The organism is Streptomyces sp. NPDC041122, from assembly GCF_055592445.1.
The window spans coordinates 1,061,862-1,077,620 of record NZ_JBVIYQ010000001.1; the positions used below are offsets into that span (position 1 = coordinate 1,061,862).

The window sequence follows — 15,759 nt, forward strand, 5'->3', positions numbered from 1 at the left end:
GATCACACCTGCGGACCCGGGGCGAAGACACCGACAACTCGTCGATACGATGACGAGCGGCCGGTGGACCGTACCCGGCCGGGCTCGTCCGACAAGAAGCCGGCCGGCCCCAATCCCCGCTCCCGGAGGGTTCTTCCGTGCCGGCTGGAACGCTGTACCGCGGCCGGGAAGGAATGTGGTCCTGGGTGGCTCATCGAGTCACCGGCGTCCTCATCTTCTTCTTCCTGTTCGTGCATGTGCTCGACACCGCTCTCGTCCGCGTCTCCCCGGAGGCGTACGACGATGTCGTCAGCACCTACAAGACGCCCATCGTCGGACTCCTCGAGTACGGCCTGGTCGCCGCCATCCTCTTCCACGCTCTCAACGGCCTGCGCGTGATCGCCGTCGACTTCTGGTCGAAGGGTGCCCGCTACCAGAAGCAGATGCTCTGGACCGTCGTGGCCATCTGGGTCGTGCTGATGGTCGGGGCGATCTACCCCGTCCTCGGCCACGCCGCCCGCGAACTCTTCGGGAGCTGACGCCAGACATGTCTGACACCACGCTTGAGAAGTCCGGAACGCCCGGGGTCGGCCCCGTCGAGGGCGCGTCGCTCTACGACGCCGACAACCCGGCCCCGGTCATCGAGGCGCCCCGCAAGCGCACCTCCAAGACCCCGCGCTCGACCCGCGGCAACTTCGAGATGGCCGCATGGCTCTTCATGCGCCTGTCCGGCGTCGTCCTGGTCGTCCTCGTCCTCGGCCACCTGCTGATCCAGCTGGTGCTCGACGGCGGTGTCTCGAAGATCGGCTTCGCGTTCGTCGCCGGCCGCTGGGCCTCGCCGTTCTGGCAGGTCTGGGACCTGCTGATGCTGTGGCTCGCGATGCTGCACGGCGCCAACGGCCTGCGCACGGTCATCAACGACTACGCGGAGCGCCCGAACACGCGTCTGTGGCTCAAGGGCCTGCTGTACACCGCCACGGTGTTCACCATCCTTCTGGGCACGCTGGTGATCTTCACCTTCGACCCGAACATCCGCTAAAGCCGAGGCGACCCCAGTGAAGATTCACAAGTACGACACCGTCATCGTCGGCGCGGGCGGCGCCGGCATGCGCGCCGCCATCGAGGCGACGAAGCGCAGCCGCACCGCCGTGCTCACCAAGCTCTACCCCACGCGTTCCCACACGGGCGCGGCGCAGGGCGGCATGGCCGCCGCGCTCGCCAACGTGGAGGAGGACAACTGGGAGTGGCACACCTTCGACACGATCAAGGGCGGCGACTACCTGGTCGACCAGGACGCCGCCGAGATCCTGGCGAAGGAGGCCATCGACGCGGTCCTCGACCTCGAGAAGATGGGCCTGCCGTTCAACCGCACCCCGAACGGCACCATCGACCAGCGTCGCTTCGGCGGTCACACCCGTAACCACGGCGAGGCCGCCGTGCGCCGGTCCTGCTACGCGGCGGACCGCACCGGCCACATGATCCTCCAGACGCTGTACCAGAACTGCGTCAAGGAGGGCGTGGAGTTCTTCAACGAGTTCTACGTCCTCGACCAGATCATCGTCGAGGTGGACGGGGTCAAGAAGAGCGCGGGCGTCGTCGCGTACGAGCTGGCCACCGGCGAGATCCACATCTTCCAGGCCAAGTCCGTGATCTACGCGTCCGGCGGCACCGGCAAGTTCTTCAAGGTGACCTCGAACGCGCACACGCTCACCGGTGACGGCCAGGCGGCCTGCTACCGGCGCGGTCTGCCGCTGGAGGACATGGAGTTCTTCCAGTTCCACCCGACCGGCATCTGGCGCATGGGCATCCTTCTCACGGAGGGCGCCCGCGGTGAGGGCGGCATCCTCCGCAACAAGGACGGCGAGCGCTTCATGGAGAAGTACGCGCCGGTCATGAAGGACCTCGCGTCCCGTGACGTCGTGTCCCGCTCCATCTACACGGAGATCCGTGAGGGCCGCGGCTGCGGTCCCGAGGGCGACCACGTCTACCTCGACCTCACGCACCTCCCGCCGGAGCAGCTGGACGCCAAGCTCCCGGACATCACCGAGTTCGCGCGCACCTACCTCGGCATCGAGCCCTACACGGACCCGATCCCGATCCAGCCGACCGCGCACTACGCCATGGGCGGCATCCCGACCAACGTCGAGGGTGAGGTCCTCGCGGACAACACCACCGTCGTCCCGGGCCTGTACGCGGCGGGCGAGGTCGCCTGCGTCTCCGTGCACGGCGCCAACCGCCTGGGCACCAACTCGCTCCTGGACATCAACGTCTTCGGACGTCGTGCGGGCATCGCGGCGGCGGAGTACTCGGCGAAGAACGACTTCGTCGAGCTCCCCGAGAACGCCGAGGAGCTCGTCGTCTCCCAGGTGGAGCGGCTGCGCGACGCCACGGGCACCGAGCGGGTCCACGAGCTCCGCAAGGAGCTGCAGGAGACCATGGACGCCAACGTCATGGTGTTCCGCACGGAGCAGACGATCAAGACGGCGGTGGAGAAGATCGCGGAGCTCCGCGAGCGCTACCTCAACGTCTCGATCCAGGACAAGGGCAAGCGGTTCAACACCGACCTCCTGGAGGCCATCGAGCTGGGCAACCTGCTCGACCTCGCCGAGGTCATGGCGCAGTCCGCGCTCGCCCGCAAGGAGTCGCGCGGCGGTCACTACCGCGAGGACTTCCCGAACCGCGACGACGTCAACTTCATGCGCCACACCATGGCGTACCGCGAGGTCGGCGACGACGGCACGGAGACGATCCGTCTCGACTACAAGCCGGTCGTCCAGACCCGCTACCAGCCGATGGAGCGTAAGTACTGATGGCTACCCCGACCCTCGACAAGGAAGACGCCAAGCCCGAGGCGGGCTTCGCCGACTCCCCGTACATCACGATCACCCTGCGGGTGCGCCGCTTCAACCCCGAGGTCTCGGCGGACGCCACGTGGGAGGACTTCCAGCTGGAGATCGACCCCAAGGAGCGTGTCCTCGACGCCCTCCACAAGGTCAAGTGGGAGCTGGACGGCACGCTGACGTTCCGCCGCTCCTGCGCGCACGGCATCTGCGGCTCGGACGCCATGCGGATCAACGGCAAGAACCGTCTCGCCTGCAAGACCCTGATCAAGGACATCAACCCGGGCAAGCCGATCACGGTCGAGCCCATCAAGGGTCTGACGGTCCTGAAGGACCTGGTCGTCGACATGGACCCGTTCTTCCAGGCCTACCGCGACGTCATGCCGTTCCTGGTGACGACGGGCAACGAGCCGACGCGCGAGCGTCTGCAGTCCGCCGAGGACCGCGAGCGCTTCGACGACACGACCAAGTGCATCCTGTGCGCCGCGTGCACGTCCTCGTGCCCGGTGTTCTGGAACGACGGCCAGTATTTCGGGCCGGCCGCGATCGTGAACGCGCACCGCTTCATCTTCGACAGCCGTGACGAGGCGGGCGAGCAGCGCCTGGAGATCCTCAACGACAAGGACGGCGTGTGGCGTTGCCGCACGACGTTCAACTGCACGGACGCGTGCCCGCGTGGCATCGAGGTCACGAAGGCGATCCAGGAGGTCAAGCGCGCGCTGATCACGCGCCGCTTCTGATCCGGCTTCCACCGGTACGCACCGTGGGCCCCGCTCCAGTCCGGAGCGGGGCCCTTGGCGTTGCCGGTGGCCTCGTGGCTAACGTGGCTGTCGTGGCTGTCGTGAGTTCGCCCAGGGAAAGTCCGCTCGGCGGAGGAAGCGAGGACGAGGGCGCCGGTTTCTCGATCCGCGTGCTTCCGGAGTCCTCTGCGGAGGCGCCCGGGAACGGCACCGGAGTCGGAGTCGGAGCCGGAGCCGGAGCCGGAGCCGGAGCCGTCGGCAGGATCACGGTGGGGGACTTCTCGGAGGACTTTCCGCTGGACCTCTCGTACTGGAGCGCCGACGACTACCGGGCCGGCTGGGTGCGTGCCCTGCGCCGTCTCGACGCGGCCGAGGACGAGGCCGACTCGTGCCTCGTCACCTCGCTCACCGACCCGGCGACCGCGCACTTCGTCTTCTGCTGGCCGCTCCACCGACGCGGCACGGACGTGTACGTCCAGAACGCGATCATCCCCCTGCGCGAACTCGCCGAGGAGTTCCGGCCGCTGGAGCCGTGGCGCTCGGTGGAGCCGCGCGGCACAGTCGACGAGGACGGCAACGAGATCTCCGAATGGCGGACGACGCTCGGCGCGGTCCGCGCCTTCCTCGCGAAGGTCCGGTCGGCCGGCCCGTGACGACCACCGGGCCGCCGTACGGACGAAGAATCGCACCTGTGCCGCACGGGCGCACGCGCGCCTGCGCCCACGTGACGGGCCCCGACCTACCCTGACGGAATGTCAGACAACCAGTCGGTCGGCCTGTCGGCTGACCAGCCCACCGCACTCCTCGACGACCCGTCCGCGGCGCTGCTCGGCTTCGACAACGTCCTGTTCCCCGTCGGCGACCTCGGCGCGGCCGTCGAGTTCTACGAGCGGGCCGGCTTCCCCGTGACGTTCCGCCTCGACGAGATCGGGCTCGCGATCCTGAAGGTGGGCGAGGAGACCCCGGGCGTCCTGCTGCGCGTGGAGGAGGGCATCATCCCGCGCACGCCGCCGTGGCCCTCGCCCCGCGTCTGGCTGGAGGTCCGCGACGCCCGCGTGAAGGGCCGGGCCCTGACGGCGGCGGGAGTCCCCTTGCTGGCCGAACCGTTCTCCGTGGCCACCGGCTGGACCGTGGAGATCGCCGACCCGTGGGGGAACGTCGTCGGCTTCACGGACTACCTGAAACGGCCGGAGCTGGCGCGGGGCGCCTGAAAGTGCCCGAGGAGTGCCTCAGCGCGCCGCCTACCGCCAGCCGGCGTCTCCGCTCTCCTCCACCACCACCATGATCCGGCGGAGCATGTCGGACAGGTGCGCCCGCTCCGCCCCGGGCAGCACCCCGAGGAGGCGCTCCTCCTCCCGACCCACGACCGCCATCGCTCCCAGCCACGCCGACCTGCCCGACTCCGTCAGCTCCACATCGACCCGGCGGCGGTCCTTTCTGGACGGGGTCCGCCGGACCAGGTCGCGCCGCTCCAGGCCGTCCAGGCGGCCGGTGACGGAGGCCGGGGCGAGGTCCAGGTCCGCGGCGAGGTCGGACGGGCTCGCGGCGCCGCCCCGGCCCGCCAGCTTGTGCAGGGTGTCGAACTCGTGGCGCTCCAGGTCGAATGCGGCGAGGGAGCGCTCACGGACCCGGCGCAGGTGGACGGTGAGCTTCTTCATGCGGGTGACCGCACCCTCGATGTCCGGGTCCAGCTCGGGCAGGACGGGCAGCCAGCGTTCGACGTGACCGTCCGTCCAGTCCCGCTCCCGCCGCCCCACGGGGCCGCCCGCCACATCGTCCGCCATGCGATCCGTCCCGTCATCCGTCATGCGGTCCATTGTTCCGTGGGCGGCGGGTGTCAGTGTTCCGCTGTTCCGTGGGCAGCGGTGTCCCGCCGCCCCGTGGGCGGGCGGACTCCGCGAGCGCGTGTTCCGGGGCGCTGGTATTTCGTTGACGAATAGTTCGGTACCAAAATACTATCCGCTCCATGTCTCCGCCCCGCCTGTCGCCGACCGCCCGCCGGTCTGCACACCCCCTGCTGCGCAACCGCCCCTTCCGGCTCCTCCTCCTCGGCCGCGCCCTGTCGCTCGTGGGCGACGCCGCGATCCCCGCCGCCCTGGCCCTCGCCGTGTTCCGTGCCACCGGATCCAGCTCGGCCATGGCCCTCGTGCTCGGCTGCGCGATGGGCCCCCGGCTGCTCCTGCTGCCGCTGGGCGGGGTCGTCGCCGACCGCCTCGACCCCCGTATGCTCGCGCTCGCCACCGACGTGGTGCGCTGCGGCACCCAGCTCTTCGTGGGCGTCGAACTGCTCGGCGGTGACCCGAGGCTGTGGCACATCGCGGCCGCCGAAGCGGTCGGCGGGGCCGCGTCGGCCTTCGCGATGCCGACGCTGCCGCGGCTGATCACGGGCACGGTCGAGAAGAAGGACCTGCACACCGCCAACTCCCTTTTCGGCATCGTCAGGAGCGGTACGGTGCTGGGCGGTCCGGCACTCGCCGGGCTGCTGATCGCCTTCGCCGGTCCCGGCTGGGCCTTCGTCATCGATGCCGTCTCGTTCGCGACCAGCGCCTGCCTCCTGTCGGCGATCCGCCTTCCGCACACGGACGTTGCCGCCCCCACGAAGGCGCGTCCATCCCTGCGCAGGGACCTGGTCGAAGGCTGGCAGGAGGTGCGCCGCCGGGACTGGTACTGGACGAGCCTGCTGGCACACGCCGCCTGGAACGGCGCCGCCGCCGTACTCATGACCCTCGGACCGGCCCTCGCCATTGAGGAGTTGGGCGGCGAGGGCGTGTGGATCTGGATCCTCCAGGCGGGCGCCGTCGGGCTGCTGCTCGGCTCGCTGCTCGCCGGCCGGGCACGGCCGAGGCGGCCCATCCTGACGGCCAACCTGGGACTCGCGACATACGCCCTGCCACTCGCCCTGCTCGCCGCCGGGGCCCCCGCGTACGCCGTCGTCATCGCCTACGGTCTCGCCCAAGCAGGGCTCGGATTCCTCAGCCCCGTCTGGGAGACCTCGGTGCAGGCGGCGATACCGTCCTCGGTACTGGCCCGCGTCACCTCGTACGACTGGCTGCTCTCCATGGCCGCGATGCCGCTCGGCTACGTCCTCGCCCCGCTCGCGGCGAACGCCTGGGGCGCGGCGACTCCGCTGTGGATCGCGGCCCTGACCGTCGGCGCGGCCTGCGCGGGCACGGCGGCGGTACCGGGCGTACGACGGTTCACGCGCGAGGCCGCCACCACGACCGCCGTCGCCGAGGACGCGCCCGCAGCGGAGGCCGGCTGGTGCGGTGGCGCAGCCGCGCCGCGCACTCACGCCTGCCGTGACGCCAGTTCCACGACCGTGATGTCCGACGGCGCCCCGACGCGTACCGGCGGCCCCCACGCCCCCGCGCCGCGCGTCACGTAGAGCTGGGTGTCGCCGTACCGCTCCAGGCCCGCGACCGTCGGATTGGCCAGCTCCGCCACGAGGCTGCCGGGCCACAGCTGGCCGCCGTGCGTGTGGCCGGACAGTTGCAGGTCCACGCCGTGCTCGACGGCGTCGTGGATGACGACCGGCTGGTGCGCGAGGAGTACGGAGGCGCGGGCGCGGTCCCGGTCGCCGAGGGCCTTCGCGAAGTCGGGGCCCTTGCCCTCGCTCTCGCCCGCGACGTCGTCGACGCCCGCGAGGTCGAAGCCGGGGAGTTCGGTGCGGGCGTTGCGCAGCGGGTGCAGGCCGAGTTCGCGTACGTGGTCGACCCACTGGTCGGCCCCGGAGAAGTACTCGTGGTTGCCCGTGACGAAGTACGCGCCGTGCCGCGAGCGCAGTCCGGCGAGCGGGGCCGCGGCCGGGGCGAGGTGCTCGACGGAGCCGTCGACCAGGTCGCCCACCACGGCGATCAGATCGGGCTGGGTGGCGTTGACCGTGTCGACCACGCGCCGGGCGAAGCCGCTGCCGAGGATCGGCCCGAGGTGGATGTCACTGACGACGGTGATCCGGAAACCGTGTGCCGCGCGCGGGAGCTTCGCCAGCGGCACGGTGATCCGCTTCACCTTCGGGCCGCGCAGCACGCCGTACGTTCCGTGGGCGACGGTCCCGGCGGCGACGACGGCCGCGCTCCCGCCGATGACGCGGGAGACGAAGAGGCGCCGCGAGGGGGCGGCGGAAAGGGCAGTCGCGCGGGCGGGAGCCGCGGACTCGGGGGCAGAGTCCGTTACCTCCACGGACCCCGGAGCGGGTGCGTCCGCGGAGGGGGCCTCCCCCGCAGCGGCCGGCGCCGAACCGTCCGCTACGGAGTGCCGCTCCCGCGCATCGTCCGCTACGGAGAGTCCCGTTTCCGGCTCCGCGGACCCGCGTCCGGCGGACCGGCGCTCCGCCCACCGCCGCACCAACGGCCGCGCCAGTTCCCCCACCAGCAGCGCGAGCAACAGGTAGAGCGCGAAGGCCATCCACAGGAACCCGGGCCAGGCCAGCACCTGTTGCAGCAGGAAGGGCGCCCCGGTCCGCTCGGCCGCGAGCGCCGCGAACATCAGCAGCGGCGCCGCGACGAACGCCACGGTGCCCGCCCGCCGGGCGAACCCGGGCCCGGCCGTGGTGTCCCGCACCACGCGCCGCCACACGTACCAGTGGAGGCCGACGAAGGCCGCCAGAACGGCCAGGACCGCGAGGACCACGAGGACGACCACGGCTATGACGTTCTCCGCAGAGCGCGGACTCCGCGGAACCCGATGACCCCCACCACCGTCCCCAAGGCAAAGGAGACAACGGCAAGCGTCAGGTGCACCCAGAAGTACCCGGTCGGGTTGTCCGCGTCGTCGAAGGCCAGCCCACTGCCGTCCTTCCACAGGTTCTTGACGAAAGTGATCCAGATGAACCAGCTCCACACCCCGAAGGCGAGCAGGAACCAGGAGACAGGGCGGCTGAGCTTCATGCGTTCAGTATCGCGAGCTCCCCTCGCGCACCGCCGCCGGGGTGGGGACGACGGGACACAGCCCACCTCGGCGCAGACGCACACAGCCCGGCCCTGTACGTTCTCGTCCGTGCCTGCCGTAAAAAAGACCGCCATGTTCGTCGCTTCCGCCGCATTGCTGACCATGTCGACCGCAGCGCCCGCGCTGGCGGACGGGAAGCCGGGAGAAGACGAGGACCAGCCGAAGCCCCCCTCCAGGATGTCCACCGTGGGCGGCGCCCAGCTCGGTGAGGCCGGTACGCAGGTCAAGCTCAAGCCGGGTGCGCCGGTGCTGCCCAAGGAGCTGACGGGGCGTTCCTGGATCGTCTCCGACGCCGAGACGGGCGAGGTGCTCGCCGCGCACAACGCGCACTGGCGGCTGCCCCCGGCGAGCACCCTGAAGATGCTCTTCGCGGACACGGTCCTGCCGAAGTTCCCCAAGACGCAGAAGCACAAGGTCGCGCCCTCCGACATGGCGGGCATCGGCGCCGGCAGCAGCATGGTCGGCATCAAGGAGCACGAGACGTACACCGTCCACGACCTGTGGCTGGGCGTCTTCCTGCGCTCCGGCAACGACGCGGTGCACGTCCTGTCGGCGATGAACGACGGCGTGCCGAAGACCGTCGAGGACATGCAGAAGCACGCCGAGGACCTGCAGGCGCTCGACACCCACGTGGTCACGCCGGACGGCTACGACGAGAAGGGGCAGGTCTCCTCCGCGTACGACCTGTCGCTGTTCGCCCGCTCCGGGCTGCAGAAGAAGGACTTCCGCGAGTACTGCGCGACGGCCACCGCCCAGTTCCCCGGCGAGACGAAGAAGATCGAGAAGGGCGAGGACAAGGGCAAGACCAAGCGCGAGTCCTTCGGCATCCAGAACACCAACAAGCTCCTCACCGGCGGAGAGGGCGTCACCCCCTACAAGGGCATCGCCGGGGTGAAGAACGGCTACACCTCGAACGCGGGGAACACGTTCACCGGTGTCGCCGAGCGCAACGACAAGGTCCTCCTCGTCACCGTCATGAACCCCTCCTCCACGGAGGCGCACGCCGTCTACAAGGAGACCGCGCGGCTCTTCGACTGGGGCTTCCAGGCGGCCGGCAAGGTCGACCCGGTGGGTCAGCTGGTGGCCCCGAAGGGGGCCGCCACGGGCGGCGCGGGCAAGGGCGCCCCGGGCAGCGGCGGCGGCGCGGCGGACGGGACCGAGAACGCGGCGCACTCCTCCGACGACGGCGGCGGCAACGGCATGGGCGTGGCCTTCGCCATCGCGGGCGGCGTCCTCGCGGTGCTGGCCGCGGGTGCCTTCGTGATCAGGCGCAGGCTGCCGCTGCCGGGGCAGGCGGGGCGCCGGGAGCGTCAGGGCTGACGGCTCTCTCCGGGGGGTGTGACGGTGGAGGCGGTCTCTTCGGAGGCCGCCTCTTCGGCTTCGTCGGTGGTTCCGGCGTCCCGCGCCGCCTCCGTGCGCGAGGCCCTCCGCGTCGCCGTCCACGCCGCGCAGAACAGCAGCAGCTTCGCCGTGAAGTTGATCCACAGGAGCAGCGCGACGGGTACGCCGAAGGCGCCGTACATGCTCTTCGACGCGACCCCCTTCATATAGCCGCCGAGCAGCAGCTTGAGCAGCTCGAAGCCGGCCGCGCCGATGAGCCCGGCGGTGAGGAGCGCGCGTCGCGGCGGCTGGACGCCGGGCAGCAGCGTCAGTACGTAGAGCAGCAGCAGGAAGTCCGCGAGGACGGCGAGGGCGAACGCGATGACCTGGAGCAGGACGGCGCCCCAGCCCTTCTCGTCGACGCCCAGGAGGTCGGCGGTCCAGCCGACGGCGAGCGAGGCGAGACCCGACGCGGCGAACGACGCGAGACCCGCGCCGCCGAGCCCGAGGAGCACACCGGCGTCCTTGGCCTTGCGCAGGACGGGGTTCTCCTCCTCGTCGGCGAGCTCCCAGACGGCCCTGAGGCACTCCCTTATCGAGCCGACCCAGCCGATGCCGGTGAAGAGCAGCAGGGCGCCCGCGACGAGGCCCACGGTGCCCGCGTTGGCGACCAGGGCGTCCAGGTTCAACTGGTCGGAGATGCCGGGCACCTGCTCGGAGAGTTTGCCCTCGAGGGTGTTCTGCTGCTTCTTCGACAGCGTCGCCGCGGCGACCGCGGCGGCGACGGTGAGCAGCGGGAAGAGCGCCAGGAAACTGATGAACGTCATGGCGGCCGCGAGCCGCGTCCAGTGCACCTGGTCGAGCCGTTCATAGGCCTGCCACGCGTGCGTGCGCATGCCTTTCTCGACCAGGGGCCCGATCCCGGGCAGTTTCTTCAGCCAGTCCATGACGCCTCCGTGCCTGCTGTGCTGCCTGGTGTCCTGCCCGCTGTACGGAAGACCAAGGTCCGGGTACCCCAGAACCGCAGGACTGTGGCGAGTGCCATGCCGACTCCGGCGCCCGAGACGGTGTCCGCGCGCTGCGAGGTGAGACCGAGCCCGTAGTGGGACACGGCGATGCACAGCAGTTGGACGAGGGCGCCCGCGATGTTGACGGCGAAGAACACCGCGTACTGGCGCAGCCGCGAGACCCCGGCGGCCCTGCGCCGGTAGGTGCCGAGCGCGTTGCCCGCGTAGGCGACCGAGCAGCCCGCCACGAAGGAGAGCGCCTTGGCGGTCAGCGGGTCCAGGCCCACGGGGCCGCGCAGCCAGACGAACAGGCCGAGGTCGGCGGCGTAGGCGCAGATGCCGGCGGCCGCGAAGCCGAGCAGCTCGGGGCCGAGCGACCGCAGTCGCGCGCGCAGGCTCACCAGTCCGCGACCGCGAGCCCGTACATCGCGAGCCACACCAGCCCGATGACGGCGAGCGCCCGGTCCCTCAGGACGACGTCCTCGGGCTCGCCCGCGGTGCCCCGGTCGGCGAAGACGGCGTAGCGCAGGATGGCGAGGATGAAGGCCGTCATGGACAACTGGCGCCAGGGCAGCAGGCCGCTGGCGGTGCCGCCCTCCTCCATGGCCCACAGGCAGTACGCGAGGACGGCGACGCCCGCGGCGAGCTGCCACACGAAGCGCAGGTATCCGGTGGTGTATTCGGTGAGCAACGCGCGCGTGGCGCCCAGTCGCTCCGAACTCCCCGACATCTGCACGGCCTCGGAGTAGCGCTTGGCGGAGACCATGAAGAGGGCGCCGAAGCCCGTGGTGATCAGGAACCAGCGCGAGAGCGGGATGTCGAGCGCCAGACCGCCGATCATGGCGCGCATCAGGAAGCCGGTCGTGACGATGGTGAGGTCGACGACGAGGACGTGCTTGAGGCTGATGCAGTAGGCGAGTTGCATGGCGACGTAGGCGGCCAAGAGCGCCGCGGTGAGCGGCGTGCACAGGAGGGCGGCCGCCGTGGGCGCGAGGACGGCCAGGAGCCCGCCCACGGCGTACGCGACGGGCACCGGGACCTGCCCGGCGGCGACCGGCCTGCGGCACTTGGTGGGGTGGGCGCGGTCGGCGTCGGCGTCGCGGGCGTCGTTGATCAGGTAGACGGCGGACGCGGCGGCCGTGAACAGGGCGAAGACGATCGCGACTTGGACGAGCGCGTGGCGTGAGAAGAGCTCGCCGGCCGCGGCGGGGGCCGCGACGACGAGGATGTTCTTCACCCACTGGCGGGGGCGTGCGGTCTTCAGGAGGCCGAGCGGCAGTCCGACGGCTCCCGTGCGCGGCTTGCGGGGCGGGCTGGGCCGCTCCAGGACGGTGGCGGCACGTTCAGGCATCGCGGCGGCCTCCGTTCATCCAGGCGGCGCCCGCGCGCGCGGTGAGCGCGCCGAGGGCCGCGCCGGCGGCGATGTCCGAGGGGTAGTGGACGCCGACGACCAGGCGGGAGACGCACATCGCGGCGGCCAGCGGCGGGACGAGCCGGGCGCCGACGGGGCGCAGCGCGCCGTACGCGACGGTGGCCGCCGCCGCGGAGGTGGCGTGCGAGCTGGGGAAGGAGTGGCGGCCCACGGTCCGCACGAGGGGCTTCGCGCCGTGGTGGTCGCCGGGGCGGGGGCGGCGGACGATCCGCTTGACGCCCATGCTGGCCAGGTGTGCGGCGGCGGTGAGCGCGGTGCCGCGCAGCCAGGCGCCGCGGCGCTCGCGGTCGACGGCGGCGCCGGCCAGACCGGCGACGATCCACAGCGCGCCGTGCTCGCCGGTACGGGACAGTGCGCGCGCGGCGGACGCCACGCGCGGGTCGGTGCCGCAGTCGCGCAGGGCCGACAGCAACCTGTGGTCCATGTCGTACATGTGGCCTCTTTTTCGAAGAGATGCGAAGACACTCGAGGGCTGGGCATCTCGACTCTTCTAGGCAATCTCCCGATAATGGGGTCAATCTATGCTGACACTCTCTTAATCACCCATTTCGGTGAGAGCCGGGACAGCTTGGGGCGAACCGCCCACTTGCGGGCGATACCGTCGCCTTCATGTCTGCCGACTCCCCCGCCGATTCCCTCGCCCCCGCCCCGGCGTCGTCCGAGGTCCCCGTCTCCGTCTCCGGCTGGGGCCGCACCGCCCCGACCACCGCCCGGCTGGTGAGACCCCGTACGCAGGAGGAGGCCGCCGCCGCGGTGCGCGACTGCGGGGAGCGCGGCGGCATCGCCCGTGGCCTCGGCCGTGCCTACGGAGACGCCGCGCAGAACGCGGGCGGCGCGGTCTTCGACATGACGGGCCTCGACCGGGTGCGCGTCATCGACACCACGCGGACGACGGAGACCGGTGCCCCGGCGGCCACCGTGGTCTGCGACGCGGGCGTGTCGCTGCACCACCTGATGGAAGTCCTGCTGCCCCTGGGCTGGTTCGTGCCGGTGACCCCGGGGACGCGATACGTGACGGTCGGCGGCGCGATCGGCGCCGACATCCACGGCAAGAACCACCACGTCTCGGGCTCCTTCTCCCGCCACGTCCTGTCGATGGACGTGCTGACCGCCGACGGCACGGTCCGCACCGTCGAGCCCGGCAGCGACCTGTTCGACGCGACGGCCGGCGGCATGGGCCTCACGGGCGTGATCCTCGCGGCGACCGTGCAACTCCTGCCGGTCGAGACGTCCTTGATGAGCGTCGACACCGAACGCGCCGCCGACCTCGACGACTTGATGGCCCGCCTCGCCGCCACCGACCACCGCTACCGCTACTCGGTCGCCTGGATCGACCTGCTCGCCCGCGGCGCCGCCATGGGCCGCGCGGTCCTCACCCGCGGCGACCACGCCCCGCTGGACGCGCTTCCGCGGCGGGCACGCGCGCGCAGGGCCCCTCTGGCGTTCCGTCCGGGACAGTTCCCCGCGGCCCCCTCGTTCCTGCCGGAGGGCCTGCTCGGCAAGGCCTCGGTGGGCCTCTTCAACGAGCTCTGGTACCGCAAGGCGCCCCGCTCACGCACCGGCGAGCTGCAGAAGATCTCCACCTTCTTCCACCCCCTGGACGGGGTCCCGCACTGGAACCGCATCTACGGCCGCGGCGGCTTCGTGCAGTACCAGTTCGTCGTCGGGTACGGGAAGGAGGAGGCCCTGCGCCGCATCGTGCAGCGCATCTCGGAGCGCGGCTGTCCGTCCTTCCTCGCCGTACTGAAGCGCTTCGGAGAGGGCGATCCGGGCTGGTTGTCCTTCCCGATGCCCGGCTGGACGCTCGCGCTCGACATCCCGGCGAACCTCCCCGGGCTCGGCGCCTTCCTCGACGAGCTCGACGAGGAGGTGGCCGCCGCGGACGGGCGCGTCTACCTCGCCAAGGACTCCCGCCTGCGGCCCGACATGCTCGCCGCGATGTACCCCCGGCTCGACGACTTCCGCGCCCTGCGGGCCGAACTGGACCCGCGCGGCGTGTTCCGCTCGGACCTCTCCCGCCGCCTCGCCCTCTAGGAGACCGGACCATGAAAGACGCCTTCGGCACCCCTCAGTCCCTGCTCGTCCTCGGCGGCACCTCGGAGATCGGCCTCGCCACCGCGCGGCGCCTCGTGGCCCGCCGCACCCGCACGGTGTGGCTGGCCGGCCGTCCGTCGCCGGACCTGGAGAAGGCCGCGGCCGGCCTGCGCGACATGGGCGCGGAGGTGCACACCGTCGCCTTCGACGCGCTCGACCCCGAGTCCCACGAGGAGTCCCTCGGCAAGATCTTCACCGAGGGCGACATCGACATGGTGCTGCTCGCCTTCGGCATCCTCGGCGACCAGGCCCGCGACGAGGACGAGCCGCTCGCGGCGGTCCGCGTCGCCCGGACCAACTACACGGGGGCGATCTCGGCGGGCCTGGTCTGCGCGCGGGCGCTGCAGTCACAGGGGCACGGCTCCCTGGTGGTGCTCTCGTCCGTGGCGGGTGAGCGCGCGCGCCGCTCCAACTTCATCTACGGCTCCAGCAAGGCGGGCCTCGACGCGTTCGCCCAGGGCCTCGGTGACGCCCTGCACGGCACCGGGGTGCACGTGATGGTCGTCCGCCCCGGGTTCGTGCGCTCGAAGATGACGGCGGGCCTGGAGGAGGCCCCCATGGCGACCACGCCGGACGCGGTCGCGGAGGCCATCGAGACGGGCCTGCGGCGCCGCTCGGAGACGGTGTGGGTGCCGGGGGCGCTCCGGCTGGTGATGTCGGCACTGCGGCACGTGCCGCGGCCGGTCTTCCGGCGACTGCCTCTGTAGGGCCTCCCAGAGCCCTTCAGGCGCTCCCGGGGCGCGCCCGCCGTGCCCCGGGCGCGTCGCACCCCGGCCCCGGTCAGCAGGCGGGCAGTGTGCCCCGTGCCACCGGGGCCGAGGCCTGCGGGGGCACCACACAGCCGCCGAAGGCGAAGTCCCGCAGCTTGCGCCAGACCCCGTCGGAGCCCTGCTCGTAGAGGGCGAAGCCGGTGCACGGCCACGCGGCCCCGTACTCCGAGAGCTCCTCGTACGCGCGGTCCATGGCCTCTTCGGAGATGCCGTGCGCCACCGTCACATGCGGGTGGTACGGGAACTGCAGTGCGCGCTGGATCGGCCCCGACGCGTCCCGGACCCGCTCCTGGAGCCAGGAGCAGGCCGAGCCGCCCTCCACCACCTGGACGTAGACCACAGGGGACAGCGGGCGGAAGGTGCCCGTCCCGGAGAGGCGCATCGGGAAGGGGCGGCCGGCCGCCGCGACCGAGAGCAGATGTGCCTCGACCGCGGGCAGCGCCGACGCCTCCACCTCGGTCGGCGGCAGCAGGGTGACGTGCGTGGGGATGCCGTGCGCCGCGGGGTCCCCGAAGCTCGCGCGCCGCTCCTGGAGCAGGCTGCCGTGTGGCTCCGGGACCGCGATCGAGACGCCGATCGTTACGGTCCCCACGTCGTACTCCTGTCGTCGTGTCCATGGGCAGGGGACGC

General features: G+C 71.5%; 18 protein-coding genes. 10 read left to right on the forward strand and 8 right to left on the reverse strand.

Features of this window, described 5'->3' with window-relative positions:
* Positions 1-137: 137 nt before the first annotated feature.
* The 6 genes from sdhC (at position 138) to ACZ6B8_RS04635 (ending at position 4,770) form a co-directional block, all read left to right on the forward strand.
* Positions 138-518 carry a succinate dehydrogenase, cytochrome b556 subunit gene (sdhC, locus tag ACZ6B8_RS04610; protein WP_471084863.1) on the forward strand — a complete coding sequence of 127 codons (381 nt, stop codon included), beginning with the start codon at positions 138-140 and terminating at the stop codon, positions 516-518.
* A gap of 8 nt (positions 519-526) precedes the next feature.
* Positions 527-1,018, forward strand: coding sequence for a succinate dehydrogenase hydrophobic membrane anchor subunit (locus tag ACZ6B8_RS04615; RefSeq protein ID WP_471084860.1), 492 nt, complete (start codon positions 527-529; stop codon positions 1,016-1,018).
* 16 nt (positions 1,019-1,034) lie between these two features.
* Positions 1,035-2,789 (forward strand): succinate dehydrogenase flavoprotein subunit, encoded by a 1,755-nt coding sequence (gene sdhA, locus ACZ6B8_RS04620; protein WP_469250022.1) that lies wholly within the window; start codon positions 1,035-1,037, stop codon positions 2,787-2,789.
* A complete protein-coding gene (locus ACZ6B8_RS04625; RefSeq protein WP_389720230.1) occupies positions 2,789-3,559 on the forward strand; it encodes a succinate dehydrogenase iron-sulfur subunit in 771 nt (256 codons plus the stop codon). The genes sdhA and ACZ6B8_RS04625 overlap by 1 nt, the downstream gene beginning before the upstream one ends.
* A 92-nt stretch (positions 3,560-3,651) precedes the next feature.
* Complete coding sequence (locus ACZ6B8_RS04630; protein ID WP_471606267.1) at positions 3,652-4,212, forward strand: hypothetical protein; 561 nt, start codon at positions 3,652-3,654, stop codon at positions 4,210-4,212.
* Between the two features lie 99 nt (positions 4,213-4,311).
* Positions 4,312-4,770 (forward strand): VOC family protein, encoded by a 459-nt coding sequence (locus ACZ6B8_RS04635; protein WP_471606268.1) that lies wholly within the window; start codon positions 4,312-4,314, stop codon positions 4,768-4,770.
* Positions 4,771-4,800: 30 nt separating this feature from the next.
* Here the strand turns inward: ACZ6B8_RS04635 and ACZ6B8_RS04640 are convergent, their stop codons facing one another.
* Positions 4,801-5,343: a MarR family winged helix-turn-helix transcriptional regulator gene (locus tag ACZ6B8_RS04640; RefSeq protein ID WP_471606469.1), complete on the reverse strand. Its 543-nt coding sequence runs from the start codon at positions 5,341-5,343 to the stop codon at positions 4,801-4,803.
* Between the two features lie 182 nt (positions 5,344-5,525).
* Between ACZ6B8_RS04640 and ACZ6B8_RS04645 the strand changes: the two genes are divergently transcribed.
* Positions 5,526-6,944: an MFS transporter gene (locus ACZ6B8_RS04645; protein ID WP_471606269.1), complete on the forward strand. Its 1,419-nt coding sequence runs from the start codon at positions 5,526-5,528 to the stop codon at positions 6,942-6,944.
* Here ACZ6B8_RS04645 and ACZ6B8_RS04650 read toward each other — a convergent pair.
* Positions 6,848-8,200 (reverse strand): metallophosphoesterase, encoded by a 1,353-nt coding sequence (locus tag ACZ6B8_RS04650; RefSeq protein WP_471606270.1) that lies wholly within the window; start codon positions 8,198-8,200, stop codon positions 6,848-6,850. The two genes, ACZ6B8_RS04645 and ACZ6B8_RS04650, sit on opposite strands and share 97 nt — an antisense overlap.
* 2 nt (positions 8,201-8,202) lie before the next feature.
* Positions 8,203-8,445, reverse strand: a complete 243-nt coding sequence (locus tag ACZ6B8_RS04655; protein WP_355803629.1) for an SCO4848 family membrane protein — start codon at positions 8,443-8,445, stop codon at positions 8,203-8,205.
* Positions 8,446-8,554: 109 nt separating this feature from the next.
* Between ACZ6B8_RS04655 and ACZ6B8_RS04660 the strand changes: the two genes are divergently transcribed.
* Positions 8,555-9,826, forward strand: a complete 1,272-nt coding sequence (locus ACZ6B8_RS04660) for a D-alanyl-D-alanine carboxypeptidase family protein (RefSeq protein WP_471606271.1) — start codon at positions 8,555-8,557, stop codon at positions 9,824-9,826.
* Here ACZ6B8_RS04660 and ACZ6B8_RS04665 read toward each other — a convergent pair.
* From ACZ6B8_RS04665 to ACZ6B8_RS04680, 4 genes are read right to left on the reverse strand one after another with little or no spacing between them, the layout of a single operon-like run.
* The gene (locus tag ACZ6B8_RS04665) at positions 9,817-10,773 is read right to left on the reverse strand and encodes a YihY/virulence factor BrkB family protein (protein WP_471606272.1); all 957 of its coding nucleotides are present in this window, start codon (positions 10,771-10,773) and stop codon (positions 9,817-9,819) included. The two genes, ACZ6B8_RS04660 and ACZ6B8_RS04665, sit on opposite strands and share 10 nt — an antisense overlap.
* Positions 10,761-11,228 carry a GtrA family protein gene (locus ACZ6B8_RS04670; RefSeq protein WP_471606470.1) on the reverse strand — a complete coding sequence of 156 codons (468 nt, stop codon included), beginning with the start codon at positions 11,226-11,228 and terminating at the stop codon, positions 10,761-10,763. The genes ACZ6B8_RS04665 and ACZ6B8_RS04670 overlap by 13 nt, the downstream gene beginning before the upstream one ends.
* A gap of 2 nt (positions 11,229-11,230) precedes the next feature.
* The gene (locus tag ACZ6B8_RS04675; protein ID WP_471606273.1) at positions 11,231-12,184 is read right to left on the reverse strand and encodes a decaprenyl-phosphate phosphoribosyltransferase; all 954 of its coding nucleotides are present in this window, start codon (positions 12,182-12,184) and stop codon (positions 11,231-11,233) included.
* Positions 12,177-12,698 (reverse strand): phosphatase PAP2 family protein, encoded by a 522-nt coding sequence (locus ACZ6B8_RS04680; RefSeq protein WP_471606274.1) that lies wholly within the window; start codon positions 12,696-12,698, stop codon positions 12,177-12,179. The genes ACZ6B8_RS04675 and ACZ6B8_RS04680 overlap by 8 nt, the downstream gene beginning before the upstream one ends.
* Positions 12,699-12,874: 176 nt before the next feature.
* Here ACZ6B8_RS04680 and ACZ6B8_RS04685 point away from each other — a divergent pair, with 176 nt between their 5' ends.
* Positions 12,875-14,299, forward strand: coding sequence for an FAD-binding oxidoreductase (locus tag ACZ6B8_RS04685; protein ID WP_471606275.1), 1,425 nt, complete (start codon positions 12,875-12,877; stop codon positions 14,297-14,299).
* Between the two features lie 11 nt (positions 14,300-14,310).
* Positions 14,311-15,066, forward strand: coding sequence for a decaprenylphospho-beta-D-erythro-pentofuranosid-2-ulose 2-reductase (locus tag ACZ6B8_RS04690; RefSeq protein WP_471084821.1), 756 nt, complete (start codon positions 14,311-14,313; stop codon positions 15,064-15,066).
* A gap of 73 nt (positions 15,067-15,139) precedes the next feature.
* Here ACZ6B8_RS04690 and ACZ6B8_RS04695 read toward each other — a convergent pair whose 3' ends face one another.
* On the reverse strand, positions 15,140-15,721 hold the full coding sequence (locus ACZ6B8_RS04695; RefSeq protein ID WP_471084818.1) for a 2'-5' RNA ligase family protein: 582 nt from the start codon (positions 15,719-15,721) through the stop codon (positions 15,140-15,142).
* Between the last annotated feature and the right edge of the window lie 38 nt (positions 15,722-15,759).

Excerpts from the sequence above, each read along its gene's own strand:
- ACZ6B8_RS04615 (WP_471084860.1), top strand. The coding sequence starts at position 527 with ATGTCTGACACCACGCTTGAGAAGTCCGGAACGCCCGGGGTCGGCCCC.
- ACZ6B8_RS04625 (WP_389720230.1), top strand. The coding sequence starts at position 2,789 with ATGGCTACCCCGACCCTCGACAAGGAAGACGCCAAGCCCGAGGCGGGC.
- ACZ6B8_RS04635 (WP_471606268.1), top strand. The coding sequence starts at position 4,312 with ATGTCAGACAACCAGTCGGTCGGCCTGTCGGCTGACCAGCCCACCGCA.
- ACZ6B8_RS04640 (WP_471606469.1), bottom strand. The coding sequence starts at position 5,343 with ATGGCGGACGATGTGGCGGGCGGCCCCGTGGGGCGGCGGGAGCGGGAC.
- ACZ6B8_RS04645 (WP_471606269.1), top strand. The coding sequence starts at position 5,526 with ATGTCTCCGCCCCGCCTGTCGCCGACCGCCCGCCGGTCTGCACACCCC.
- ACZ6B8_RS04655 (WP_355803629.1), bottom strand. The coding sequence starts at position 8,445 with ATGAAGCTCAGCCGCCCTGTCTCCTGGTTCCTGCTCGCCTTCGGGGTG.
- ACZ6B8_RS04665 (WP_471606272.1), bottom strand. The coding sequence starts at position 10,773 with ATGGACTGGCTGAAGAAACTGCCCGGGATCGGGCCCCTGGTCGAGAAA.
- ACZ6B8_RS04675 (WP_471606273.1), bottom strand. The coding sequence starts at position 12,184 with ATGCCTGAACGTGCCGCCACCGTCCTGGAGCGGCCCAGCCCGCCCCGC.
- ACZ6B8_RS04680 (WP_471606274.1), bottom strand. The coding sequence starts at position 12,698 with ATGTACGACATGGACCACAGGTTGCTGTCGGCCCTGCGCGACTGCGGC.
- ACZ6B8_RS04685 (WP_471606275.1), top strand. The coding sequence starts at position 12,875 with ATGTCTGCCGACTCCCCCGCCGATTCCCTCGCCCCCGCCCCGGCGTCG.
- ACZ6B8_RS04690 (WP_471084821.1), top strand. The coding sequence starts at position 14,311 with ATGAAAGACGCCTTCGGCACCCCTCAGTCCCTGCTCGTCCTCGGCGGC.